At 69.3% G+C, this 23091-nt stretch carries 27 protein-coding genes and 2 pseudogenes; 17 read left to right on the top strand and 12 right to left on the bottom strand.

The window, feature by feature from the left end:
* Positions 1–210 precede the first annotated feature (210 nt).
* Together VIU94_RS41085 and VIU94_RS41080 are read right to left on the bottom strand one after the other, a co-directional pair.
* Positions 211–1530, bottom strand: coding sequence for an FAD-linked oxidoreductase, L-gulonolactone oxidase family (locus tag VIU94_RS41085; RefSeq protein ID WP_414721101.1), 1320 nt, complete (start codon positions 1528–1530; stop codon positions 211–213).
* Positions 1490–2752 (bottom strand): MFS transporter, encoded by a 1263-nt coding sequence (locus tag VIU94_RS41080; protein WP_331920154.1) that lies wholly within the window; start codon positions 2750–2752, stop codon positions 1490–1492. The genes VIU94_RS41085 and VIU94_RS41080 overlap by 41 nt, the downstream gene beginning before the upstream one ends.
* Before the next feature lie 169 nt (positions 2753–2921).
* On the opposite strand from VIU94_RS41080, the gene VIU94_RS41075 reads away from it, so the two are divergent.
* Entirely contained in the window at positions 2922–4049 is a 1128-nt protein-coding gene (locus VIU94_RS41075; RefSeq protein WP_331920152.1) for a ferrochelatase, read from the top strand.
* A 9-nt stretch (positions 4050–4058) separates the two neighbouring features.
* Positions 4059–4895, top strand: coding sequence for an inositol monophosphatase family protein (locus VIU94_RS41070; RefSeq protein WP_331920150.1), 837 nt, complete (start codon positions 4059–4061; stop codon positions 4893–4895).
* An 84-nt stretch (positions 4896–4979) separates the two neighbouring features.
* Here VIU94_RS41070 and VIU94_RS41065 read toward each other — a convergent pair whose 3' ends face one another.
* Complete coding sequence (locus tag VIU94_RS41065; RefSeq protein WP_331920148.1) at positions 4980–5153, bottom strand: hypothetical protein; 174 nt, start codon at positions 5151–5153, stop codon at positions 4980–4982.
* A 354-nt stretch (positions 5154–5507) separates the two neighbouring features.
* Between VIU94_RS41065 and VIU94_RS41060 the strand changes: the two genes are divergently transcribed.
* The 4 genes from VIU94_RS41060 (at position 5508) to VIU94_RS41045 (ending at position 9081) form a co-directional block, all read left to right on the top strand.
* Entirely contained in the window at positions 5508–6161 is a 654-nt protein-coding gene (locus VIU94_RS41060; RefSeq protein ID WP_331920146.1) for a response regulator transcription factor, read from the top strand.
* A gap of 3 nt (positions 6162–6164) precedes the next feature.
* Positions 6165–7400, top strand: coding sequence for a sensor histidine kinase (locus VIU94_RS41055; RefSeq protein WP_331920144.1), 1236 nt, complete (start codon positions 6165–6167; stop codon positions 7398–7400).
* A 405-nt stretch (positions 7401–7805) separates the two neighbouring features.
* Positions 7806–8102, top strand: a complete 297-nt coding sequence (locus VIU94_RS41050; protein WP_003955561.1) for a DUF4193 domain-containing protein — start codon at positions 7806–7808, stop codon at positions 8100–8102.
* 13 nt (positions 8103–8115) lie between these two features.
* Positions 8116–9081, top strand: a complete 966-nt coding sequence (locus tag VIU94_RS41045; RefSeq protein ID WP_331920142.1) for a hypothetical protein — start codon at positions 8116–8118, stop codon at positions 9079–9081.
* Between the two features lie 16 nt (positions 9082–9097).
* On the opposite strand, the gene VIU94_RS41040 is transcribed toward VIU94_RS41045, so the two are convergent.
* Positions 9098–9562 (bottom strand): DUF3093 domain-containing protein, encoded by a 465-nt coding sequence (locus VIU94_RS41040; protein ID WP_331920140.1) that lies wholly within the window; start codon positions 9560–9562, stop codon positions 9098–9100.
* A 58-nt stretch (positions 9563–9620) separates the two neighbouring features.
* Here VIU94_RS41040 and VIU94_RS41035 point away from each other — a divergent pair, with 58 nt between their 5' ends.
* From VIU94_RS41035 to VIU94_RS41020, 4 genes are all read left to right on the top strand, one after another.
* Positions 9621–10205, top strand: coding sequence for a PaaI family thioesterase (locus VIU94_RS41035; RefSeq protein ID WP_331920138.1), 585 nt, complete (start codon positions 9621–9623; stop codon positions 10203–10205).
* Positions 10205–10717 carry a dUTP diphosphatase gene (dut, locus tag VIU94_RS41030; protein ID WP_331920136.1) on the top strand — a complete coding sequence of 171 codons (513 nt, stop codon included), beginning with the start codon at positions 10205–10207 and terminating at the stop codon, positions 10715–10717. Before VIU94_RS41035 ends, dut begins: the two co-directional genes overlap by 1 nt.
* Position 10718: 1 nt before the next feature.
* Positions 10719–11480 carry a DUF3710 domain-containing protein gene (locus VIU94_RS41025; protein WP_331920134.1) on the top strand — a complete coding sequence of 254 codons (762 nt, stop codon included), beginning with the start codon at positions 10719–10721 and terminating at the stop codon, positions 11478–11480.
* A 177-nt stretch (positions 11481–11657) separates the two neighbouring features.
* Positions 11658–12458, top strand: coding sequence for an amino acid ABC transporter ATP-binding protein (locus tag VIU94_RS41020; RefSeq protein WP_414721099.1), 801 nt, complete (start codon positions 11658–11660; stop codon positions 12456–12458).
* A 58-nt stretch (positions 12459–12516) separates the two neighbouring features.
* Here VIU94_RS41020 and VIU94_RS41015 read toward each other — a convergent pair whose 3' ends face one another.
* Positions 12517–13281, bottom strand: a complete 765-nt coding sequence (locus tag VIU94_RS41015; protein ID WP_331920132.1) for a class I SAM-dependent methyltransferase — start codon at positions 13279–13281, stop codon at positions 12517–12519.
* Between the two features lie 103 nt (positions 13282–13384).
* Here VIU94_RS41015 and VIU94_RS41010 point away from each other — a divergent pair, with 103 nt between their 5' ends.
* A complete protein-coding gene (locus VIU94_RS41010) occupies positions 13385–14023 on the top strand; it encodes a CGNR zinc finger domain-containing protein (RefSeq protein WP_331920130.1) in 639 nt (212 codons plus the stop codon).
* Here VIU94_RS41010 and sodX read toward each other — a convergent pair.
* The gene (gene sodX, locus VIU94_RS41005) at positions 13918–14349 is read right to left on the bottom strand and encodes a nickel-type superoxide dismutase maturation protease (protein ID WP_331920128.1); all 432 of its coding nucleotides are present in this window, start codon (positions 14347–14349) and stop codon (positions 13918–13920) included. The two genes, VIU94_RS41010 and sodX, sit on opposite strands and share 106 nt — an antisense overlap.
* Before the next feature lie 142 nt (positions 14350–14491).
* Between sodX and sodN the strand changes: the two genes are divergently transcribed.
* Positions 14492–14887, top strand: coding sequence for a superoxide dismutase, Ni (gene sodN / locus VIU94_RS41000; RefSeq protein WP_331920126.1), 396 nt, complete (start codon positions 14492–14494; stop codon positions 14885–14887).
* Between the two features lie 7 nt (positions 14888–14894).
* Here sodN and VIU94_RS40995 read toward each other — a convergent pair.
* Positions 14895–15473: pseudogene (locus VIU94_RS40995) on the bottom strand (site-specific integrase); the annotation flags it as partial.
* Between VIU94_RS40995 and VIU94_RS40990 the strand changes: the two are divergent.
* The 3 genes and pseudogenes from VIU94_RS40990 to VIU94_RS40980 form a co-directional block, all read left to right on the top strand.
* Positions 15441–16037 (top strand): annotated as a pseudogene (locus VIU94_RS40990) (hypothetical protein); the annotation flags it as partial. The pseudogenes VIU94_RS40995 and VIU94_RS40990 sit on opposite strands and share 33 nt — an antisense overlap.
* Positions 16034–16387, top strand: coding sequence for an ASCH domain-containing protein (locus VIU94_RS40985; protein ID WP_331920124.1), 354 nt, complete (start codon positions 16034–16036; stop codon positions 16385–16387). The pseudogene VIU94_RS40990 and the gene VIU94_RS40985, both read left to right, overlap by 4 nt.
* Before the next feature lie 102 nt (positions 16388–16489).
* Positions 16490–17110, top strand: coding sequence for a DUF5753 domain-containing protein (locus VIU94_RS40980; protein ID WP_331920122.1), 621 nt, complete (start codon positions 16490–16492; stop codon positions 17108–17110).
* Positions 17111–17364: 254 nt separating this feature from the next.
* Here VIU94_RS40980 and VIU94_RS40975 read toward each other — a convergent pair whose 3' ends face one another.
* On the bottom strand, positions 17365–19269 hold the full coding sequence (locus tag VIU94_RS40975) for an SEL1-like repeat protein (protein ID WP_331920121.1): 1905 nt from the start codon (positions 19267–19269) through the stop codon (positions 17365–17367).
* Positions 19270–20030: 761 nt separating this feature from the next.
* Here VIU94_RS40975 and VIU94_RS40970 point away from each other — a divergent pair.
* Complete coding sequence (locus VIU94_RS40970; protein ID WP_331920119.1) at positions 20031–20234, top strand: hypothetical protein; 204 nt, start codon at positions 20031–20033, stop codon at positions 20232–20234.
* Between the two features lie 253 nt (positions 20235–20487).
* On the opposite strand, the gene VIU94_RS40965 is transcribed toward VIU94_RS40970, so the two are convergent.
* Positions 20488–20961, bottom strand: coding sequence for a GNAT family N-acetyltransferase (locus VIU94_RS40965; RefSeq protein ID WP_331920117.1), 474 nt, complete (start codon positions 20959–20961; stop codon positions 20488–20490).
* A 121-nt stretch (positions 20962–21082) separates the two neighbouring features.
* Between VIU94_RS40965 and VIU94_RS40960 the strand changes: the two genes are divergently transcribed.
* Positions 21083–21550: a group II truncated hemoglobin gene (locus VIU94_RS40960; RefSeq protein WP_331920115.1), complete on the top strand. Its 468-nt coding sequence runs from the start codon at positions 21083–21085 to the stop codon at positions 21548–21550.
* A gap of 55 nt (positions 21551–21605) precedes the next feature.
* Here VIU94_RS40960 and VIU94_RS40955 read toward each other — a convergent pair whose 3' ends face one another.
* The 3 genes from VIU94_RS40955 to VIU94_RS40945 are packed head-to-tail and all read right to left on the bottom strand — an operon-like array spanning position 21606 to position 22996.
* Positions 21606–22025, bottom strand: coding sequence for a DUF6304 family protein (locus VIU94_RS40955; protein WP_331920113.1), 420 nt, complete (start codon positions 22023–22025; stop codon positions 21606–21608).
* 42 nt (positions 22026–22067) lie between these two features.
* Complete coding sequence (locus tag VIU94_RS40950; protein WP_331920111.1) at positions 22068–22388, bottom strand: hypothetical protein; 321 nt, start codon at positions 22386–22388, stop codon at positions 22068–22070.
* Positions 22389–22414: 26 nt separating this feature from the next.
* Positions 22415–22996, bottom strand: coding sequence for a dihydrofolate reductase family protein (locus VIU94_RS40945; RefSeq protein ID WP_331920109.1), 582 nt, complete (start codon positions 22994–22996; stop codon positions 22415–22417).
* Between the last annotated feature and the right edge of the window lie 95 nt (positions 22997–23091).

Below are 23091 nucleotides of genomic sequence, written 5' to 3'. Positions count from 1 at the left end.
GCTTTCGGCCCCCACCCGGTGTTCCGTGAACCCGCGAGGGAGCACGGCCCCGGGTTCGCCACAGTACTCCATTCGGGCCACCTGGGTGGACCGCCGCGCCGCCGAAGTTCTGCGCCGGTACGGGAGTTGAGTCTGCGTGAACTCCCGTGACACGGGGCGTTCTTCACGGAATGGGCCGAAATGCAACCAATCGCCTCGCCGGACGGCCCGTCAGTCGCCCAGCACCCGGCGCAAGTAGTCGTTGCCGAACCGCCGGTCCGGGTCCAGGCGGTCGCGAAGGGCGATGAACTCGCCGAAGCGTGGATAGGCCTCGGAGAGGTACGCGGCATCCCGGGTGTGCACCTTGCCCCAGTGCGGCCGCCCGCCGTGCGCCGTCATGATGCGCTCCACCGCGTTGAAGTACCCGCGGTACGGAGTGCCCTTGTAGACGTGCACGGCGATGTACGCCGTCTCCCGGTCCGAGGCGGTGGAGAGCGCGATGTCGTCCGCCGGCGCGGTCCGCACCTCCACCGGGAAGCTGATCTTCAGCGGGGAGCTCTCGATCATCGCCTTCAGCTCGCGCAGCGCGGCCACCGCCGCCTCGCGCGGCAGCGCGTACTCCATCTCCACGAACCGGACCCGCCGCGGCGAGGTGAACACCTTGTACGGGATGTCGGTGTACGTACGGGCCGACAGCGCGCGGCTGGAGAGCTTGGCGATCGACGGGACGACCGGCGGCACCGCGCGCCCGAGCGAACAGGCCAGCTGGAACACGCCGTTGGAGAGCAGCTCGTCGTCGACCCAGGCGCTCAGCCGGCCCAGCGGCGCCTCGGGGCCAGCGCTGCGGTTGTTGCGCTTGGTGTTGCAGTTGTCGGTGTGCGGGAACCAGTAGAACTCGAAGTGCTCGTTCTCCGCGTGCAGCGCGTCGAACTCCGAGGTGACCCGGTCGAAGCTCATCGGCTCCTCGCGCGCGGTGAGCAGGAAGAGGGGCTCCACGGCGAAGGTGATCGCCGTGATGACGCCCAGTGCGCCGAGCCCGATCCGGGCCGCGGCGAAGACCTCGGGGTTCTCCTTCTCGGAGCAGGTCAGCAGCTCCCCGTCGGCCGTCACCAGCTCAAGGGAGCGGATCTGCGCGGCGATCGAGGCCGAGTCCCGTCCCGTGCCGTGGGTGCCGGTGGAGGTGGCCCCGGCGACCGTCTGCTCCATGATGTCGCCCATGTTCGTGAGCGACAGACCCTCCCGGGCCAGCGCCACGTTCAGCCGCTTCAGCGGGGTGCCGGACTCCACGGTGACGGTCATCGAATCGCGGTCGATCCGGCGGATGCCGGTGAGCAGGTCCGGACGGATCAGCAGCCCGTCCGTGGCGGCGATCGAGGTGAACGAGTGCCCGGTGCCGACCGTCTTGACCCGCAGCCCGTCCTCGGCGGCCCGGCGCACCTCGTCGGCGAGCTCCTCGGCGGAGGCCGGGCCGGCCTCCCGGGCCGGCCGGGACTCCACCGTGCCCGCCCAGTTACGCCACGGGCTGCTGCTCCCCGTCCTCGTGCTCCTCAGCGATTTCTGCGTCTCGCTCACGCTGCCCCTCCCGCGTCGGCGCCGGCCTGCCCAGCCGGCGGTAGCCCAGGAGGCCCACCACGACCGCGACCGCGCCCGAGACGACGGGCACCACGTACCCCGCGGCCGCCCCCGAGGCGTCGACCACCCAGCCGGCGGCCGACGAGCCGAGCGCCACACCGATCGCGAGCCCGGTCCCTGTCCAGGTCATGCCCTCGGTGAGCTTGGAGCGCGGTACGTGCGCTTCGACGAGGGCCATGGTGGTCACCATCGTCGGCGCGATGGACATACCCGCGACAAAGAGCGCCACGGCCAGCAACGGCAGGTTCCCGGCCAGTAGGAGGGGGATCATACTCACGGCCATCGTGGTCACGCCCAGCAGCCACCGGCGCGACGGATCGCCCTTGAGGCGCAGCGTCCCGAAGACCGCGCCCGCCAGGCAGGAGCCCAGCGCGTACACGGCGAGGACCAGGCTGGCCGCCGCCTTCGAGCCGCGCTCCTCGGCGAAGGCGACCGTCACCACGTCCACCGCGCCGAAGACGGAGCCCACGGCGACGAAGGTGAGGGCGAGGACCTGAAGACCGGGGGAGCGCAGGGCCGAGCCGCCGCTGTGCTCCTCGCGCGGGTGGGCCTTCGGCTCCGTGGCCCGCTGGGCGGTCAGCCAGAAGACGCCGATCGCCAGGAAGACGCCCGCGAGCAACGGGCCGGCCTCCGGGAACCAGATCGTCGACAGGCCGATGGAGATGATCGGACCGAAGATGAAGCACACTTCGTCGACGATCGACTCCCAGGCGTACGCGGTGTGCAGCATGCTGCCCTGGCCCCGGTAGATCGACGCCCAGCGTGCGCGGGTCATGGCGCCGAGGCTCGGCACGCAGCCGATGACGGCGGTGAAGGCGAAGAGCGTCCAGTCCGGCGCCTCGAACGTGACGCAGAGCAGCAGTCCGGCACCCGCCGCCACCGCGACGAGCGTCACGGGCCGCAGCACCCGGCGCTGCCCGTACCGGTCCACGTACCGCGAGACCTGGGGGCCGAGCACCGCCGCGGAGAGCGCGAGCGCCGCAGAGAGCGCGCCGGCGAGTCCGTACCGTCCGGTGACCTGGGAAATCATGGTCACGATGCCGATGCCCATCATGGACAGCGGCATCCGGCCGACGAAGCCGGCGACCGAGAAGGCCCGGGTGCCCGGGGCCTCGAAGATCGCGCGATAGGGACTGGGCAAGTGGATCTCCGGACGTCGGCTCAGCGTGTGTCAGTTGGTCAACACGTGTAATTAATAGCTAAAGCCTACGGCTTCGAAGCGAATGGGTCACGAACTTTTCCGGACGCCCGTCCCACACGCAGACGGGCCGGACCATGCGCTGTCGGCGCCGGGTGGCAGGATCGGTGCCATGTCCGATCAGCGCGATCCAGCCCCGTACGACGCCCTGCTGCTGCTCTCCTTCGGCGGTCCGGAAGGACCGGACGACGTGGTCCCGTTCCTGGAGAACGTGACCCGCGGCCGAGGCATCCCCACGGAGCGGCTCAAGGAAGTGGGGCAGCACTACTTCCTCTTCGGCGGCGTCAGCCCCATCAACGACCAGAACCGCGCGCTGCTCGCCGCGCTGCGCGAGGACTTCGCGCAGGCCGGGCTCGACCTGCCGGTCTACTGGGGCAACCGGAACTGGGCGCCGTATCTCGCCGACGCCCTGCGGGAGATGGTCACGGACGGCCGGCGGCACATCGCCGTCCTCACCACCAGCGCGTACGCCTCCTACTCGGGCTGCCGCCAGTACCGCGAGAACCTCGCCGACGCGCTCTCGGCGCTGGAGGCGGAGGGGCTGCCGCTGCCCCGGGTCGACAAGCTTCGGCACTACTTCAACCACCCGGGCTTCGTCGAGCCCATGGTCGACGGCGTCCTCGCCTCCCTGGCCGAGCTCGACGAGTCCGTCCGGGCCGGGGCCCACCTCGCCTTCACCACCCACTCCATCCCGGACTCGGCCGCCGACTCCTCCGGCCCGGTCGAGGAGCACGGCGCGGGCGGCGCCTACGTGAAGGAGCACCTGGACGTGGCCCAGGTGATCGTCGACGCGGTCCGCGAGGCCACCGGGGTCGAGTACCCCTGGCGGCTCGTCTACCAGTCCCGCAGCGGCGCCCCGCACATCCCGTGGCTGGAACCGGACATCTGTGACCACCTGGAGGAGCTGCACGGCGCCGGCGTCCCGGCCGCCGTCATGGTGCCGATCGGCTTCGTCTCGGACCACATGGAGGTCCTGTACGACCTCGACACCGAGGCTGCCGCCAAGGCCGCCGAACTCGGCCTGCCGGTGCGCCGCTCGGCGACGGTCGGCGACGACCCCCGGTTCGCCGCGGCCGTCCGCGGCCTCGTCCTGGAGCGCGCGGCCACCGAGGGCGGCGCCGTCGTCGAGCGGTGCGCCCTGGGCACCCTCGGCGCCTCGCACGACCTCTGCCCCATCGGCTGCTGCCCGGCCCGGGCCGACCGGCCCGCGGCGGCCGGCGCCGACAGCCCGTACGCGTAGGGAGACGCCATGACCGACACCACCGTCCCGACCGACCCGCTCCTCGCAGAGCTGCTGGACCTCGCCCTGGAGGCCGGACGCCGGGCGGGCGTCCTGCTGCGCGACGGGCGGCCCCAGGACCTGTCCGTGGCCAGGACCAAGTCGAGCCCGATCGACGTGGTCACCGAGATGGACATCGCCGCCGAGAAGCTGATCACCGGCTTCCTGGCCGAGCACCGCCCCGACGACGGCTTCCTCGGCGAGGAGGGCGCGTCCAGCGCCGGCACCAGCGGCGTCCGCTGGGTCGTCGACCCGCTCGACGGCACGGTCAACTACCTGTACGGGCTGCCCACCTGGGCCGTCTCCATCGCCGCCGAACGGGACGGCGAGACGGTCGTCGGCGTCGTGGAGGCCCCGATGCGCTCGGAGACGTACCGGGCCGTGCGCGGCGGCGGCGCATACCTCCGGGCCGGCGGGCAGGGCGAGTGGCGGCGGCTGGCCGCCCGCCCGGCCCCGCCGCTCGACCAGGCGCTCGTCTCGACCGGCTTCAACTACGTCCAGACCGTGCGCGCCCACCAGGCGGACGTGGCCCAGCGGCTGATCCCGCGGCTGCGCGACATCCGCCGCAGCGGCTCCGCCGCCATCGACCTCAGCGACGTCGCCGCGGGCCGCCTGGACGGCTACTACGAGCGCGGGCTCAGCCCCTGGGACCTGGCCGCGGGCGACCTGATCGCCCGCGAGGCGGGCGCGCTGACCGGCGGCCGGCCGGGCCGGGCGCCGTCGGGCGAGCTGACCCTTGCGGCCTCCCCGGGCGTCTTCGAGCCGCTCCAGGCGCTCCTTGAGGAGTACGGGGCCTGGCACGACTGAGAAGGGCGTGCGACCGCCCCCAGGACAGACCGAGGGCCCCGGAGTCGATCGACTCCGGGGCCCTCGGCATGCTGCCGGTCGAGGTCAGGCGCTGGCGGCGCCGACCTCCACACCGTGTTCGGCGGCCAGGCGACGCAGGTCTTCGAGCTCAGCCTGCTCGACCTCCGCCAGGAAGTCGTCGCCCGTCTCGCGAGCCCGTGTGAGGTCGGACTGCGTGGTCCTGATGCGCTGCAGCAGCCCTGCGGTGAAAGCGTCCATCGTGCGCCCCCTCGTCATGGGTCGGTGGCACGGGGGTGTGCCGAGGGTCCGGGTGGATCACGCACTGCTACCTCTGGGGGACAGAGCGGTAGGTGGCGCGCCACATACAGGGCGTGATCACGGGGTGTGCAGACGTCCTCCCCAGCCCTTTCCTCAGAGAAACCTCAACTGGCCCGGGAATCAGGTGAATTCTCGGCGCCCGGCGGCCCGCCCGCCGCCGCGCACACCCCGCGTGCACTCCGTCTTACAGCCGGTTTACGCACGTTGGGGGCAGGATGGATACGCACAGTCAGTGCTCAGGACCGCCCGGTCCCCGTCGAGGGGTGCGCAGGGCTCGGAGGAAGGAAATACGACGTGCGCGTACTCGTCGTCGAGGACGAGCAGCTGCTCGCCGATGCGGTGGCCACCGGACTGCGCCGGGAGGCCATGGCCGTCGACGTCGTGTACGACGGCGCCGCGGCGCTGGAGCGCATCGGGGTCAACGACTACGACGTGGTCGTCCTCGACCGGGACCTGCCGCTGGTCCACGGCGACGACGTCTGCCGCAAGATCGTCGAGCTGGGCATGGCCACCCGGGTCCTGATGCTGACCGCGTCCGGCGACGTCAGCGACCGCGTGGAGGGCCTGGAGCTCGGCGCCGACGACTACCTCCCCAAGCCCTTCGCCTTCAGCGAGCTCACCGCCCGCGTCCGGGCGCTCGGCCGCCGCACCACCGTGCCGCTGCCGCCCGTCCTGGAGCGCGCCGGCATCAAGCTCGACCCGAACCGCCGCGAGGTCTTCCGCGACGGCAAGGAGGTCCAGCTCGCCCCCAAGGAGTTCGCGGTCCTGGAGGTCCTGATGCGCAGCGAGGGCGCGGTGGTCTCCGCCGAGCAGCTCCTGGAGAAGGCCTGGGACGAGAACACGGACCCGTTCACCAACGTCGTCCGCGTCACCGTCATGACTCTGCGCCGCAAGCTGGGCGAGCCCCCCGTCATCGTCACGGTGCCCGGCTCCGGCTACCGGATCTGACCGATGGCCTCGACCCCCGCGCCGCCCCAGGCGCCTCCGAAACCCACCTGGGACCCCCGGGACCCGGTGCGCCCGCTGCTGCGTCCGACGATCCGGATAAGGCTCACGCTGCTGTACGGCGGCATGTTCCTGATCGCCGGCATCCTGCTGCTGGCGATCATCTACCTGTTCACCGCCCAGGCGGTGAGCGACAGCACCGCCCAGCTGCCCTTCAAGGTCGTCAGCGGCAGGGTGGAGACCACCGCGGCCTGGTGCCGGCTCCCCGCCCTCCCCACGACCGAAGAGCTCAACGACGCCATGGCGATCTGTCTGCGGCACCAGACGGACCTGGCCCTGGACGACGTGCTGCGCCGCTCGCTCTTCGCCCTGCTGGGCCTCAGCATCATCGCCTTCGCCTTCGGCTACGCGATGGCCGGCCGGGTCCTGTCGCCGCTCGGCCGGATCACCCGGACCGCCCGCCAGGTGGCCGGATCCGACCTGGCCCGGCGCATCGAGCTGGACGGCCCGGACGACGAGCTCAAGGAGCTCGCGGACACCTTCGACGAGATGCTGGAGCGGCTGGAGCGGGCCTTCACCGCCCAGCAGCGCTTCGTGGCGAACGCCTCGCACGAGCTGCGCACCCCGCTGGCGATCAACCGCACCCTCCTGGAGGTGCACCTCTCCGACCCCGGGGCGCCGGTCGAGCTCCAGCAGCTCGGGAAGACGCTCCTCGCCACCAACGAGCGCAGCGAGCAGTTGGTCGAAGGCCTGCTGCTGCTCGCCCGCAGTGACAACCAGATCGTCGAGCGCAAGCCCGTCGACCTGGCCGAGGTGGCCTCCCGGGCCATCGACCAGGTGCGGGCGGAGGCCGACGCGAAGGGCGTGGAGTTCCGCGGCGAACAGGCCCCGGCGCTCGTCCAGGGCAACGGCGTGCTGCTCGAACGGATCGCGTTGAACCTGATCCAGAACGCGGTGCGGTACAACATTGCCGAGAATGGCTGGGCGGAGGTCACCACCGAGACCCAGCACGGACAGGCGGTCCTCGTGGTCACGAACACGGGGCCCGTGGTCCCCGCGTACGAGATCGACAACCTCTTCGAGCCGTTCCGCAGGCTCCGTCAGGAGCGCACGGGCAGCGACAAGGGGGTCGGACTCGGCCTGTCGATCGTCCGATCCGTCGCCCGGGCCCACGGGGGCCGTATCATCGCGGAGCCCCGCGAGGGCGGTGGCCTCGTGATGCGTGTCACTCTGCCGATCTGACACGCAGCTCGAGCCGGCAGGAAGTTCGCCCTGGTGTTCGCTTTACGCTGAATTTTCGGGACCTGTTCCCGAAGAGACCGTGTGTGATCGATCACAGGGGCGGGTCTCCGGCCATCTACTCTCCGTGATCGTCGAATCCGCCGGAAAACCAGGAAAAGTCCGGGTTTCCGGGGGCCTGAATCACGGGAAGTACACGGGGTGGCGCCCGTGAAGGACGGCAGGTGGACCGTGTACGGTCCCGTTCGCCACCCAAACCCGATCACTCGTGAGGGGTCCCGTTGGGTGTCGATTGAGTAACAGACCTTGATGTGAGGCAAAATCTCCGCCTCAGGTCGGGCACAAGTCCGGCCTCTCACGCGTTACGTGCGCTGGAGACACCGCAACCACCCAGAGGGGGAGAGCGACATGGCAACGGATTACGACACCCCACGCAAGACCGACGACGACGTCGACTCGGACAGCCTTGAAGAACTGAAGGCCCGCCGGAACGACAAGTCGACCTCGACCGTCGACGTCGACGAGTTCGAGGCCGCCGAGGGCCTGGAGCTGCCCGGCGCCGACCTCTCGAACGAGGAGTTGGCCGTCCGCGTGCTGCCCAAGCAGGCCGACGAATTCACCTGTATGAGCTGCTTCCTCGTGCACCACCGCAGCCAGCTGGCGCGCGAGAAGAACGGTCAGCCGATCTGCCGCGACTGCGACTGAGGTCCGGTCGGCCGTGGCAGGCGATACCCCGTCTCGGAAGCGGCGTTTCCGGCTCCCCAGGACGCCGGACACGCATCAGGGCGGCTCAGGCACGGCCGAGGGCGCCATGGAGGCCCCTCAAGCCGAGCACTCCGCTCTCCTGCCGTCCACCGGTGCACGTGACGACGAGCGAGGCCTCCCGGCCTCGCTCGAAGCAGCGTCGCCGGGCCCCGTGCCCGTCGAGCAGGAGCGCTGGCCCCGGCGTCTTGACGCCCTTCGGCGCGGCGTCCGCTACGACGCGGTCAAACGCGGCGTCCGCTACGACGCGGTCAAGCGGGGCGTGCAGAAGACGGGCGCAAGCGCCCGGGCCGGCATCGGCTACCTCGCCGACCGGATCATCGAGATCGCGCCGCGGGTCCCCGTACGGGACCTGGCGACGCTGCGCAGACAGTTCCCGGGCCTCGGACCCGAGCAGATCGCCGACAAACTCATCCAGGGCGCTGCCAACGCGAGCTCCACCGTCGGCGCGGGCATCGGCGCCGCCGCCATGCTGCCCGTGCCCCCCGCCCTCCCGGCCGAACTGGCCGCGGAGATCACCGGCGTCGCCGCGATCGAGCTGAAGCTCGTCGCCGAGCTGCACGAGGTCTACGGACTGCGGCCGCCCGGCACGCTCGCCCAGCGCTCCACCGCGTACCTGACCTCCTGGACGGAGGAGCGGGGCATCGACCCCGCCAAGCCGACGACCGTCAACGCGGCGCTCGGCGGCCAGCTCAAGCGCGAGCTGCGCCAGCAGATCATGAAGCGCATGGTGCGCAACCTGCCCAACCTGATGCCGTTCATGATCGGCGCCGCCGTGGGCGCGGTGATGAACCGCCGCGACACCAGGAAGCTCGCCGACCACGTTCGCGCGGACCTCCGCCGCCGCCAGATCCCCTGGAACGCACTGCCCGCGCTGCCGCCGCTGGAGCAGCCGGAGAACCCCAAGGAGCTCGGCTACTAGGGCCGCCGCCCGTGGGCTACTGCGCCTCGGCCCGTACCGCCTCCAGGGCCGCCGCCAGCGCCTTCGGGTCGCGCGAGGACAGGTACACGTACGGCGTCGGGTCCGCCGGGTCCGTCACCTCGACCCGCACGGCCTGCGGGACGTAGCCGCGCATCACCATGAAGGCGCGCGGATCGGCCTTGTACGAGCGCCAGGCGCGCGCCTCCTCGGCGTCCAGCACCTCCGGCGCCCCGAGCGCCGCCACCGGGATCCGGGCCTCGCCCGCGACCAGCGAGCCGGCCACCACGCGGATGCGCGCGGAGCCGTACGACGAGACGCCGATCGCCGCGAGCGCGCCCGCGACGATCACGCCGGCGAGCATCGGCACATTGCCGAGCGGGAACATCACCAGACCGCCGGACAGGCCCAGCAGGGCGGCGATCACCCACCAGGAGCCGGGAGCGGTCAGACGTTCGTCGTAGGACGGGGCGGAAGGCTGCATGCGAACAAGCTTGGCACGGCGCGACCTGCGGGTACCCGCGCGGGTAAGGTCTGCGGCTGTGACTGGAACATCTGCCGCACTCACCCCGCCGGCCGACGCCGTACCGCCGGTACGCCACCCCGAGGCGCCCGCGCCCGGCGAGCTGCTCGGCTCGCACTACGCGCAGTGCTTCGGCTGCGGCGGCGGCCAGCCCCACGGGCTGCACCTGGAGGCACGGGCCGGAGAGGGCGTCACCGTCACCGCCGAGTTCACCGTGACCGCGGACCACCAGGGAGCCCCGGGCCTCGCCCACGGCGGCGTCCTGGCCACCGCGCTCGACGAGACGCTCGGCTCGCTGAACTGGCTGCTCCGGGTCATCGCCGTCACCGGCCGCCTGGAGACCGACTTCGTGCGCCCCGTGCCGGTCGGCACCGTGCTGCACCTGCAGGCCGAGGTCACCGCCGTCCGCGGCCGCAAGATCTACTCCACCGCCACCGGCCGGATCGGCGGGCCCGACGGCCCCGTCGCCGTCCGTGGCTACGCCCTGTTCATAGAGGTCAAGGTGGAGCACTTCATCGACAACGGCCGCCCGGAGGAGATCCAGGCCGCCATGTCCGACCCCGACCAGGTCCGGCGCGCCCGCGCCTTCGAGGTGAACCCCTGATGCGCAACCCTGTGGACGTACTCATCCGCCGCGTGGACCCCGAGGTCCCGATCCCGGCCTACGGGCACCCGGGCGACGCCGGCGTCGACCTGGTCACCACCGAGGCCGCCGAGCTGGCCCCCGGCGAGCGGACCGTGCTGCCCACCGGCGTCTCCATCGCGCTGCCCGACGGCTACGCGGCCTTCGTGCACCCCCGCTCCGGTCTGGCCGCCCGCTGCGGTCTGGCCCTTGTGAATGCCCCGGGGACGGTGGATGCCGGGTACCGTGGGGAGATCAAGGTGATCGTGGTCAATCTGGATCCGCGCGAGAGCGTGCGATTCGAAAGGTTCGACCGGATTGCCCAACTGGTCGTCCAGCAGGTCGAGAAGGTGCGCTTCCACGAGGTGGCGGAGCTTCCCGGTTCGGCGCGGGCCGAGGGGGGCTTCGGTTCCACCGGCGGTCATGCCGCCGTGGACGGCACATCGGGTGGGAATCGATACGCTTCGGTCGTATCCGACCGGGAAGGACAGTGACGTGTTCGGACGTCGCAAGAAGAGCGGTGCCGCTGAGGACGCAGCGGGCGAGGCCGAGCAGGTCGTCGACGAGGTCGACACTGACGACGCGGCTGACAAGCCGCGCCGGGTGAACCTTCCGCCGGCGCCCCGGCCCGACGGTCCCTGGGACATTTCCGAGGTCACCCGGCCCGAGGAGGGCCGCGTGGACCTCGGCGGCATCTTCGTGCCCGGAGTCGAGGGCATGGAGCTGCGGGTGGAGGTGGCGGGCGACGCGATCGTCGCGGCCACCGTCGTACTGCGTGACAGCGCCGTGCAACTGCAGGCGTTCGCCGCGCCCAAGAAGGAAGGCATCTGGGGCGAGGTCCGCGAGGAGATCGCCTCCGGCATCACCCAGCAGGGCGGTGTCATCGACGAGGTCGAGGGCCCCCTGGGCTGGGAGCTGCGGGCCCAGGTCCCGGTCCAGCTGCCGGACGGCAACAGCGGCGTGCAGCTGGTGCGCTTCGTCGGCGTCGACGGGCCCCGCTGGTTCCTGCGCGGCGTGATCTCCGGGCAGGGCGCGGTGCAGCCCGAGGCCGCGGGCCTGCTGGAGCAGATCGTCCGCGACACGGTCGTGCTGCGCGGCGACGGGCCGATGGCCCCGCGCGACCCGATCGTCCTGAAGCTGCCCGACGACGCGCAGATGGTGCCCGAGGGCGTCCAGCAGGAGGAGCAGGAGACCTCGCGGTTCTCCGGCGGCATGGGCCAGCTCCAGCGCGGACCGGAGATCACCGAGGTCCGCTGACCCCGGGATCACCGAGGTCCGCCGACCTCGCGCCCTGTACGGCCGGTGGGCCGCCCCCCGCACTCGGGAGGCGGCCCACCGGCCGTTCCGTCCACTCGCCAGTCCGGCCCGATCCCTGGCCTCGTACGGCATCGAACGCACATACTGGCGGGCAAGGGGATCAAGGGGGGACACGACATGAGCGAGAGCACCGGCGCACCGTCCGGCGCGACGGCGGTGGCGGACCGGGCCGACGGGCCGATGGTCCGGGTCGAGGGCCTGCGCCGCTCGTACGGTACGGGCGCGGCGGCCGTGCACGCCCTGCGCGGGGTCTCCTTCGAGATACCGCGCGGCGAGCTGGTCGCCCTCAAGGGCCGCTCCGGCTCCGGCAAGACCACGCTGCTCAACCTGGTCGGCGGCCTGGACACGCCGGACGGCGGCCGGATCACGGTCGGCGGGACGGACCTCTCGGAGCTCGGCGAGGACGGGCTCCTGGAGCTGCGCCGGGACCGCATCGGCTTCATCTTCCAGTCCTTCGGACTGATACCGATCCTCTCCGCCGCGGAGAACGTGGGCGTGCCGATGCGGCTGCGCAGGGCGGACCCGAAGGAGCGCGAGGAGCGGGTGGCGCTGCTGCTCGCCCTGGTCGGCCTCGCCGACCACGCGGCCCAGCGTCCCGGCGAGCTCTCCGGCGGCCAGCAGCAGCGCGTCGCCATCGCCCGTGCCCTGGCGATGGAGCCGAAGCTGATGCTCTTCGACGAGCCGACGTCGGCTCTCGACCCGGAGCTGGTCGGCGACGTCCTGGACGTCATGCGCGACCTCGCCGAGTCCGGCATGACGATGATCGTCGTCACCCACGAGATGGGCTTCGCCCGCGAGGTGGGCGACAACCTCGTGTTCATGGACGGCGGCGTCGTGGTCGAGTCCGGCCACCCGCGCGATGTCCTGGGCAACCCGCAGCACGACCGGACGAAGGCGTTCCTGTCGAAGGTGCTGTAGCGACGCACAGCGGAAGGGGCGGTACGGGCGACCCGTACCGCCCCTTCCGCGTCCGCGGCTACTTGACGGCCAGCACCAGCGCGTCCGAAGGCGAGGACCAGACGACGCGGGATTCGGCGAAGCCGGCGGTGCGAAGGGTTTCGGCGTGCCAGCGGGCGGAGGGCGTGTCGCCGTCGGCGTGCTCGCCGTAGATCTCGAAGCGGCGGGCGGTGGGCTCGGCGAGGACCGGGTCCTTGGCGGCGAGGGCCCACCAGTCGGCCCAGTCGAGGACGCCGGCGGCCTTCTCCTGGTCCATGCGGGCGTGCCGCTGGGCGCGCTCGGCGGCGTTGATGCGCGGGGTGGTCTCGTCGATCATGTGGTCGGCGTTCATGAAGACGCCGCCCGCCCGGACGAGCCCGGCGAGCTGCCCGTACAGCGCGGTCAGCGGTCCGCTGTGCAGCCAGTGCAGGGCGGTGGCGGTGAGCACGGCGTCGTACGAGTCGTGCGGCAGCGCCTCGGTCCAGGCCGGGTCCTTGAGGTCCGCGGTCACGAAGGCGACCCTCTCGTCGCCGGCGAAGGAGCCGCGGGCGATGGCGAGCAGCGCGGGGTCGAGGTCGACGCCGACGCTGGTCGCGCCCGGGAACCTCCGCAGGAGCCGGTTCGTGATACTTCCCGTACCGCACGCGAGGTCGAGGACCCGGGGCTCCGGCCCCACCACGGCCTCGACCATGTCCAGCATCACCCGGAACCGCTCCTCGCGGTCCGGCATGTACCACTCCTGCTGGCGGTCCCAGCTCTCCTGCCAGGCCTGCCAGTCGGTTCCGGCCACGGTTGCATCCGTCATGACTTCCGCTCCTCGAACCTCGACAATTCGTAATACCCTCGAAGGGCAAACGTCTCTTACCCCTCGCTCCACCGACCCTAGACCGTCGCAGTAAGGACTACAAGTGGAACTGGCCTATTACTCGGACTACGCCGTGCGTCTGGTCAACACCGAGGAGCCAGCCCGTAACAAGGACTCCCTGACCACGGTCGAGGCGGTCCGCGAACTCTTCGGCAAGGCGTCCCAGATGGCCCGCCGGGCGACCGACGCGGACGTCACCCGCTTCCGCTCGGTCCGCGGCCGGCTGCGCGCGGTCTTCACCGCCGCGGACGAGGGCGACCAGACGACGGCCGTGGACCTGCTGAACTCACTGCTCCTGGAGTTCCCGGTGAGCCCGCAGATCTCCGGCCACGACTACCTCGACGAGGAGGGCCGGCCGCGGTGGCACATGCATCTCGCGGACCACCCTTCGAACGCGACTGCGGGCTACGCGGCCATCGCCGCGATGGGGCTCGCCTTCCACCTGACGGAGTTCGGCGCCGACCGGCTCGGCCTCTGCCAGGCCTCGCCGTGCCGCAACGCGTACCTCGACACCTCGACGAACCGCTCGCGCCGCTACTGCTCCGACCGCTGCGCGACGCGCGCCAACGTGGCCGCCTACCGGGCCCGCAAGCGCCAGGAGGCCCTGGAAGCCGAGCGGTCCGAGAACACCGGCCGGACGGCCGAGAACAGCCAGGAGAGCACCACGCCCGCCGACCGCTGACGCCCGGGCGTGACCGGCCGGTACCGGGCCCGTACACGCCCGAGCACGAGCTCCACCGGCACGGCGCCGAACACCCGGCTGTCCCCCTCGGCGGCCGGATTGTCGCCGAGCACCCACCAGCCGGCGTCCTGTCGCTCGATCAGCCGTTTGACGATGAGCAGATCCTGCTGCAGCGGATGACGCAGCACGGCCACGTCACCGGGCCGCAGCGGCCCCCCGTAGTGCACCAGCAGCTGGTCGCCGTGGAGCAGCGTGGGCACCATCGACAACCCCGTCACCTCGGCGATCCCGAACGGCACCAACGATTCCCGCCCCGAATCCGTCATCCGGCACCTCCCGGTCCGATCGTCCACGAGTCCCATGGTGACCCTGGACTTTTGTCCTAAGCACTAGGGCCCCCTCGCGAAAACAACCTTCTCACCGAGTAATCTCCCACTTGAGAAGACGATCACGAGGAAGGACAGCTCCATGCTTTCCCGCCTGTTTGCCCCCAAGGTGAAGGTCAGCGCCCACTGCGACCTGCCCTGTGGCGTGTACGACCCGGCCCAGGCCCGCATCGAGGCGGAGTCGGTCAAGGCCGTGCAGGAGAAGTACCAGGCCAACGAGGACGCGGACTTCCGCACCCGTGCCCTGATCATCAAGGAGCAGCGCGCCGAGCTCGCCAAGCACCACGTCTCGGTGCTGTGGAGCGACTACTTCAAGCCCCCGCACTTCGAGAAGTTCCCCCAGCTCCACCAGCTGGTCAACGACACCCTGAAGGCCCTCTCGGCCGCCAAGGCGTCGAACGACCCGAAGACGGGCGAGAAGGCGCTGGAACTCATCGCCGAGCTCGACCGCATCTTCTGGGAGACGAAGAAGGCTTGATCTCCCTCTAGGCGGCCTGACCTGCACTGTCGCGGGTCAGGCCGTTTAGCTGTCCGCACCCGGTCCGCAGGCCGCCGAGCACGGCGTCCATGACGGCCCGGGTGCGGTCTTCTTCCCCGGGCCACAAGTGCGCATAGATCCGCAGCGTGATGACGGCGGACGCGTGCCCGAGGACCAGCTGAACCTGCTTGACGCTCGCTCCGCCGGCGATGAGCGCGGAGGCGTAGAAGTGCCGCAGGTCGTGGGTGACCATGTGCGGCAGCTCGACGGGCTTGCGGCCTTCCCGCTCGGCGGCCCCGTTCTCGGCCGCCTGGAGCGCCTTGCGAGCCCCGTTCCATTCGGTCTTCCACCGCCGGTAGTTGAGCGGCTCGCCCTCCTCCATCGTGAACAGCCACTCCCTGGACGGACGTGCGGCAAGATGCGCGAGGAGCGCGTCGGTGACGACATCGCCGACCGGAACCGTACGCCGGGACTTGGCGGTCTTCGGCGGGCCGATCTTCCCAAACTGGAGCCGCTGCCGCTCGACGCGGATGGCGCCGGCCTTGAAGTCGACGTCCGAGTCCCCTGCCCGCACCCCGACTGCGGCTGGGCGGAGAAGCACGCCGAACGCACCCGGGTCCGCCTCACCGGGCCCGAGTCGGCGGTGGTCTCCGCCGTCTGCCTCCACCACGGCCCCTACGAGGCCACCATCACGCCCACCGCCGGCGGCTACCTGGACCTGGCCACCCTCTACCGCAACCTGGTCAAGGAACTCGCCCTGGCCAGCCCCCAGGGCACCCTGCACGTCATGGTCAAGGGCGGCGACTGGGTCTTCGGCTCCCACCTCGTCGACGAGGCCCTCCAGGCCGTGGGCCTCACCCGCGCCCAGCTGCCGGCCCGCCTGTTCTGCCCCCAGGTCGTCACCGACACCGGCGCCAAGCTGTCGAAATCCCTCATACGAGAAGGCCGTGCCCCCTTGCCCGAGGGAGCCGCCCCCTGGATGCTCGACACCCGGCAGTGGCCCGGCACCGTCACTAAGTACGCCGACCAGCTGCTTGCCATGGCCGAGACCCTGCTCTCCGACCCCCGCCACTTCTTCCGCTCGTACTCGGCTGCCGAGATCGGCCGCCTGATCACCGCACCGTCCCCCAGGAGCGTTCCTTCCCGATGACCGGCCGCACCGCCCGCGTCCGCGAGCTCAACCTCTACCGCCAGTACTTCGAGCTCGTCGCCGCAGGCACCAAGACCATCGAGGTGCGGGTCAAGTACCCGCACCTCGCGGACCTCGCCGCCGGCGACACCATCCGCTTCCGCATCAAGGGCACGGACGAGACCTGCGATGTCGAAGTCCTCCGAGTCACCGAGTACCCCGACTTCGAGGCCCTCCTCGACAGCGAGGGCCCGTCCAACGTCAACCCGACCGCCACCCGCGACCAGCAGCTCGCCAACATCCGCACCATCTACGGCCCCGAGAAGGAAGCCCTCGGAGCCCTCGCCATCGAGATGAAGCGCATGGCCTGACCGATTCCCGCTCTTACAAGATCGGACACTCGGAGCCATTCTCGGCCGGAGCGGCAACGCCCATCGAAGCCGCCCCGGCGGCACCACGCAGGAGGGGATGCGGTGACCAGTTCAGTTCCCTGGACGGATCGTCTGTCCACCGGTACGGAAGCGACTCAGGACGACGTGGTGCGCTGGTACCAGAGCACGCGCGAAGGCAAGGCGTACGTGCCCACGATGGTCTGGGGCACGCTCCAGACCGAGGCATACGCCACCGTGATCCTCGGCCAGGTCGTCGACTTCCTCGGCATCCCGAACGACGTGCCGGCGGGCGTCGCCAAGCGCATGCAGCGACAGCAAGTGCTCTACGACGGCGAGCACCACTACGACGTCGTCCTCGGAGAGCAGGCTCTCTACACGAACATCGGCGGGCCCGAGGTCATGCGACAACAGATCGAGCGCCTCCTGCGAGAGCTCGGCCTGGCCTCCCTCACCCTCGGGATCCTTCCCTCCACCGCACGGGTGGACCTGTTCCCCGTCCACGCGTTCAACATCTACGGCGACAGCGACCGGGCCCACGTCGAACTCGTCTCCTCCTCCGTGGACATCACGGAACAGAGCGAACTCGACCTCTACAACAAAGCCTTCGCCGCTCTGAGCAGTGCGGCATCGTACGGCGACGCCGCCGAGAAGCTTCTGAAGAAGGCCCGCTCCTTCTGGACCAACAATTCGCTCCGACAGTAGGCCCCTCGTCACTCCAGCGGCGGAGCACCGCGCAGCAGTCCGAAGCACACGCGATCAAGACCGTGCGCCCCATCGTCAGCAATCAGAATCCCGGCGGACCCTCCCCGTCGATAAGAGAGAGCCGCGCGAGTCCATCACCGAAACCGCGGTCCGGGAGCTCTACCTCGACGCCTCACCCATTCGATCCGAACAGACATCCCCTCCAACCCGATCCACACCCCAGCAAAGGCGTATTACCTGATTCTTGATAGCTATCAAATATTGGATGACGGGGTGCCGTCAGGATTCAGGCCATAAAGCCACAACCCCCCATCCTCTCCACGCCTCACCCTCACCTCAGACAAAGCTCGAGCGGCAGCGCCGTGTCCCGCATCCGCAGCCAGGAGAGCGACTTCTTCAGCCCCGTCCCGATCCCCACGCTCTTCTTTCAGCCGACTAAGCCGATGCGCGGCATAAATTTCCCCCGAGTCGATCGCCTGCCAATAAAGCGATTCGGCTTCTTCGAAGTTTTTAGCCTCCTCCATCAAGCCAGCAAGGGCGACCAAAGATTTATTATCACCCGAACCAATAGATTGCCGATAGAGAGACTCGGCCCGAGTCAAATCACCACGACTCTTCAGCTCTCTAGCCAGCTCAACCACAGCAAAAGAATTTCCGCCCCGCGCAGCGGATGCAAGAAATTCATCAGCCGCTACTTCATCTGTCGACCTCAACAAATAATAGAGGCATCGCATCCCGTATGCATCACCGTCATTCGCGGCAGCGGTAACGGCCTCCAAAAACTTCGCGCAGTCTCCGACATCGCCCACCTCATCGATCCGTCGAGCCGAGCCCGCAGATTCCCCTCTTGACGACCAAGGGGTAACACCGGACCGCTGGATACCCGCATCATCTTCCAGACTCACCATCGAAACCCGCGCAGTCTGGCGCACCATCGTGCAGATCGATCGCTGGAGCAGAGTCAAAGCCTCATCTATATCTCCCCCCTTTTCGACTAGCACGCGAGCCAGCCCCCCGAGAGATTCAGTTTCGCCCAGCTCTATCGCTCTACGGTAGAACCGTTCAGATGATTCCAGGTCACCCAATTCTGAATAAATTCTACCCAATTCGCAAGCGGAAAATCCGTCACCAGACTCTGCACCCCTACGGAACCACTCTTTCGCCCTTTCCCATTCCCCCCGCTCCTCGCAGCGGTAACCTAGGCTACCCATAGCACCAGCGTCACCCAGTTCAGTAGATTTCAGAAATAGACGTTCAGCTTCGCCTGGGTCGCTCTCAACCCAGGCGTGTGCCAACTCAGTCAACACGGAGGCATCAACCCGCCGCTCCACAACCCGCTCGGTTAAGCGGCGGGCCCAATAGAGCCTGTGCCGATCAATGGCAGCTTCAGCAAGCTTCGCAAGCACCTCAGCAGATTCCAGTAGCTCGCAAGCCGCCGACCAAAAAGATTGAGGTGGGCAATACGGACTCCGGTCAACCCGCCCAAATTGCTCCAGCGAGTCAGCCAACCTAACCCTGGCTTCAGGGGTACCTCCATCAGGAGGAGATGATTTACGGTGACGGATTGTAGTGAGAGGCGCCAAGTTCCCGTGGACCGACCTCCCGGCTTCGCGAAATGATTCAGCTAACCAATCCCCACTGAGTGCCGCATATTCGCCATCCGTCAGGTAATCCTCGACGGCATGGGAAATAAAATCTACGGGCACATTGCTCCCGACACCAAAGCGTCGCGCGTCCATGACGCATTGGATCAACGCCCGCACAGGGGGACTAGCCATCCGATACCGCTCAAGCAAGGCAGGGGCGCCCGCGAGATACTGAGCGAGAAGGCCTTCCTTTGAATACTTCAGCGCATGGGAGAGCTGACGATCACCCTCAATTGCCAATATCCGGGCCTCTCGGAGGGCCGGCGCGTCAAAACGCTCGGGGACCATAAGTAATCGACCTGCAAGCAACTCCCTAACTTGCGGGTAAAGATCCTTGCTGATTGGCGAGGGAAGAGCCGTATAAGTAGTAGCGTATTCGTTCCACAACGTTCCCAGCACCAGCACAGGTTGAGTCTGTCGGTCGGCGAGGAGAGCGCGAAAGGAAGCAGCAACCTGCTCCGCAATATCTCGGCTTAAGTCAAAGTAATGTTGAGCTTCGTTGAGCCACACCACGGTGTGTGGCCCTACATGCTGTAGATCGCTCAGCACGGCCTCGGCTCGCGTTGGTCCAAGAGGGTGCCAGAGATGCCACCCCAAGGAGGCCAAAGGCTGAATCGCCTCCCAACAAGCGCGTGTCTTTCCCGTCGAGGACGGCCCGACGAGAACAGTCATACCGCTATGGCCTTCGATCGCATCCTCGACAACTTGGTCCAGTTCTCGATCATGCTGACGACGCACATACTGAGGTAGTCGGCGGCGCTGCGCTCCGGCCCCAGAATCCCCATCGAAAGCCACGTCAATGGCGGGATGAACTTCCAGGTCGTGTGGGTCAAAGTGCGCAATAGGAAGGCCGATGCCAGGTGACGGTGTAACGGCATCTCGCGCTAAGGCCGCACGGCGAATTCCAGCAGCTGCAGCTCGAAGTTCCAAAAGTGCCGGCACATCAAGTCGGAGCGCCCGGCCCAGTTCCCCGACAACTCTCGCGGATGGAACCGAAGCGGCTCTATTGAACGCTTCGCTCACCGCCGTGCGTCCCAGCCCGGCACGTCGTGCCAGGGCCGTCTTCGTCACACCTTGCTCTACCAGCCCGCACTCCAAGAGGGTGCGAAGCTCCTCAAGAGCCACTTCGGACACGGCACCCTCTTCCAAGGCCACTCCTACCCTTCGATGCTCGGCCCCGTTCGTCTTCGACCAGTTCTACCGCCACGAACAACGGCGAACGACCGCTTCCTGAGACTCGGCGTCACAGATTGCCCCATCGACAGGAGACGATCGTGTCTGACCATGCCATTACCGTTGCCCTGGGTTGCGCTGTGGCCGTGCTGCTTGCCGGCCTCGTCGCGGCTGCTGCTGCACTTCTGGCACGTCGAGACGAGGCCACTCACCCGGCGACTGGCTTTCGGGCGGCCGCAGCGTTCGGGACGACTCTGGCTCTTGCCTGCAACATCACGATGACGTTGATGGCCGCGAGGCGCTGACCCAGCATTGCTGCCTGGTGCTGTTTGGCTGGTCAGTCCGCGCACAGTCCGCAGGGCATCCGATCAGGACCGACGCACCCCATCTCCAACCATCGGTAAAAGGCCAGGCCAGCGACCCGCAGGGAAGATCCCCACAGGTCACCGACCCGCCCCATTACTAGGAGACGAAGAAGGCCTGACCTTCCTCACCTCCTCGCGAACGGCCCGCCGGCACCTGACCGGCGGGCCGTTCGTCGTGTCCGGGGGCTCGGCCTCAGGCCGGGGACACCGGCAGGGAGTAGCGGAGCTTCTGCTTCGCGTGGGCGCCCAGGCGGTCGTAGAAGCGGATCGCGCCCTCGTTCCACGTCGGGGTCTGCCACTGGACCTCCGCGAGGCCCAGGGTGCGGGCCTCTGCCTCGACGGCGGCCATCAGGAGGGGGCCGAGGCCCAGGCCGCGGTGGGCGGCGGAGAGGTAGAGGCAGTCCATGTGGAGGTACTCCACGCCGTCCCAGGTGGAGAGTTCGGGGGCGCAGGTGGCGTAGCCCGCGAGGCTCCCGTCGGGGAGTTCGGCGACCAGGCAGCGCAGCCGGGGCGGGTGGGGGCCGAAGAGCAGGCGGTCGAGGCGGGCGGCGAGGCCGGGGGACGGTGGGGTCGCCTTCTCGTACGCGGCGTGCTCGGCGGCGAGTTCGGCCACGCGGGGCAGGTCGGCGGGGCGGGCGTGGCGCACTCGGGGGGCTGGGTCGGTCATGGACCCATGATGACCGGTCCGACTGACACCACCCCTGGGCCCTTGGCGGCGGGGCGGGTGGTGTGAATGACTGGGGCCGACCGATCTACACCACGCCCGACGATCCGTCCAGGGGGCCTCCATGTCCACCGAATCCACCGGACACGACACGACGCTCTACGAAGCCGTGGGCGGGGCCGACGCCCTGCGCCGGCTGTCCGACACCTTCTACGAGGCGGTGCTCGCCGACCCGTTACTCGCCCCGGTCTTCGTGAACTTCACCGCGACGCACGTGCAGCACGTCGCCGTATGGCTGGCCGAGGTGTTCTCGGGACCGGCGGAGTTCACCGCGAAACTGGGCGGCCATCAGGCCCTGTTGCGCGCGCATCTCGGTCTCGGGATCACCGAGGAGCAGCGGCAGCGCTGGATGGAGCTGATGACCGCGGCGGTCGAGAAGGAGCTCCCGGACGACGCGCTGCTGCGCCGCCGGGTGCTGGAGTACTTCGAGTGGGGGACCCGGATCGCCAAGGACGTCTCGGCCTCGGCGCCGGGCACCGATCTCGGCGACCCCGGCCCTACCCCCCGGTGGGGCTGGGGCGGTCACGCCTGACGTGTCGTGAGACCCATGGGCCCGAGGGCCCATGGGCCCGGCGGGCGGCCCCGCGTTACGCCGCCGCCGGCACCCGGGGGCCGAACTCGGCGCCCGGCGGGAGCTGGCGGCGCACGCGGTCCAGGGCCTCCTCGAAGTCGGCCCCGGTGATGCCGGACTCGTAGGCCGCGCCGCCGTAATGCAGGGTGAGGCTCAGATCGGTCCGCTCACCGAGCGTCAGCAGGCAGCTGAGTGTGGCCTGTTGCGAGGTTCCTTCGCTGACGACGGGGAGCGGCAGGTCCCACTCCAGTACGCAGCCGGTCAGCGCCTCCCCGGCGCCGCCGTCCGCGCGCAGGGTCGCGAAGCTCGCGCCCGTGTACTCGATTCCCCTGATGCGGGCGGCCACTTGGCCCCCGCCCGCCGTGATCACGATCGCTTCCGCACCACGTCGGTCCCGGTACCAGCCGGTCCAGACTTCCGTCGACTCCGATGACATGCGCGGACTGTAGCGGTATGACCGGCTCCGCCGCTCGGCCGGTCACCCGTCGGCCGGACTTCTCCCGGTCTTGTCCGTTGTGCCAGGTGACGACGGGGTGTCGGGCTCACCCTGGGCGTCACCCTGGGCCTCCCCCTGCACCTCGTCCTGGACCTCGTCCTCGTGCGCCTCGCCCAGGTGTCCCTCGGGCGGCTGCTCGAACAGCTCGCACTTCGGGTTGTGGCACGGGCGCGCCACCCAGACGGGGACCCACGCGCCCAGCACCTTGTGACGCTCGATGACTGTGCCGACGGTCTGACCGCAGGCCGGGCACACCGGCACGGCCCGCGGGACCCGGACGGTACGGCGTCCTTCGCTGCCCATACCTCAAGGGTAGGCGGCGCCCGGGGTCACCGCTTCCTGGTGTACGTGCGGACGAGCACGCCGTTGCCGAAGGTGCGGACCTCGCCGAGCTCGAAGTCGCGGGGCTCGAAGCCCGCGCCGAACATCGGCATTCCGGAGCCGTACACCTGCGGGTACGTCTTGATGATCAGCTCGTCGATCTCCTCGATCAGCTCGCCGGCGACGGTCGAGCCGCCGCAGAGCCAGATCCCGAGCGGGCTGTCCTCGGCCTTGAGTTCGCGGATCCGGCCGACCAGATCGTCGGCGATCAGCTCGACGTTCGGGTCCGGCGACTCGGCGAGCGAGCGGGTCGCCACGTACTCGCGCAGGTGGCCGTACGGGCTGGTGACGCCGATGTCCAGGGCGAGCCGGTAGCTGCTCAGGCCCTGGATGACGGTGTCGAAGTGCTTGTTGGGCGCGTCGATACCGAGCTGCTCGCGCCCGGGGCTGGGGAGGGTCTCCGGGTACTCCGTCGCCATGAACCCGATGTACTCGGGGTCCAGGAAGCTGAACATGGACGTGGCATCGCCCTTCGGGTCGCCGATGAACCCGTCGAGGGAGCACGCCACGTAGTAGGTGAGCTTGCGCAAACCGGTCCTCTTCTTCTTCAGGAAGCGGCTGCGATCGCAACCACGACGGTTATAGTGCTTCACCTGTAGTGGTTACGCAAGAGCTATTTTCCGAG

Source organism: Streptomyces sp., from assembly GCF_036566765.1.
Lineage (GTDB): Bacteria > Actinomycetota > Actinomycetes > Streptomycetales > Streptomycetaceae > Streptomyces.
Note: the sequence above shows the minus strand (reverse complement) of the source record. Positions and strands in the feature narration are given on the sequence as shown.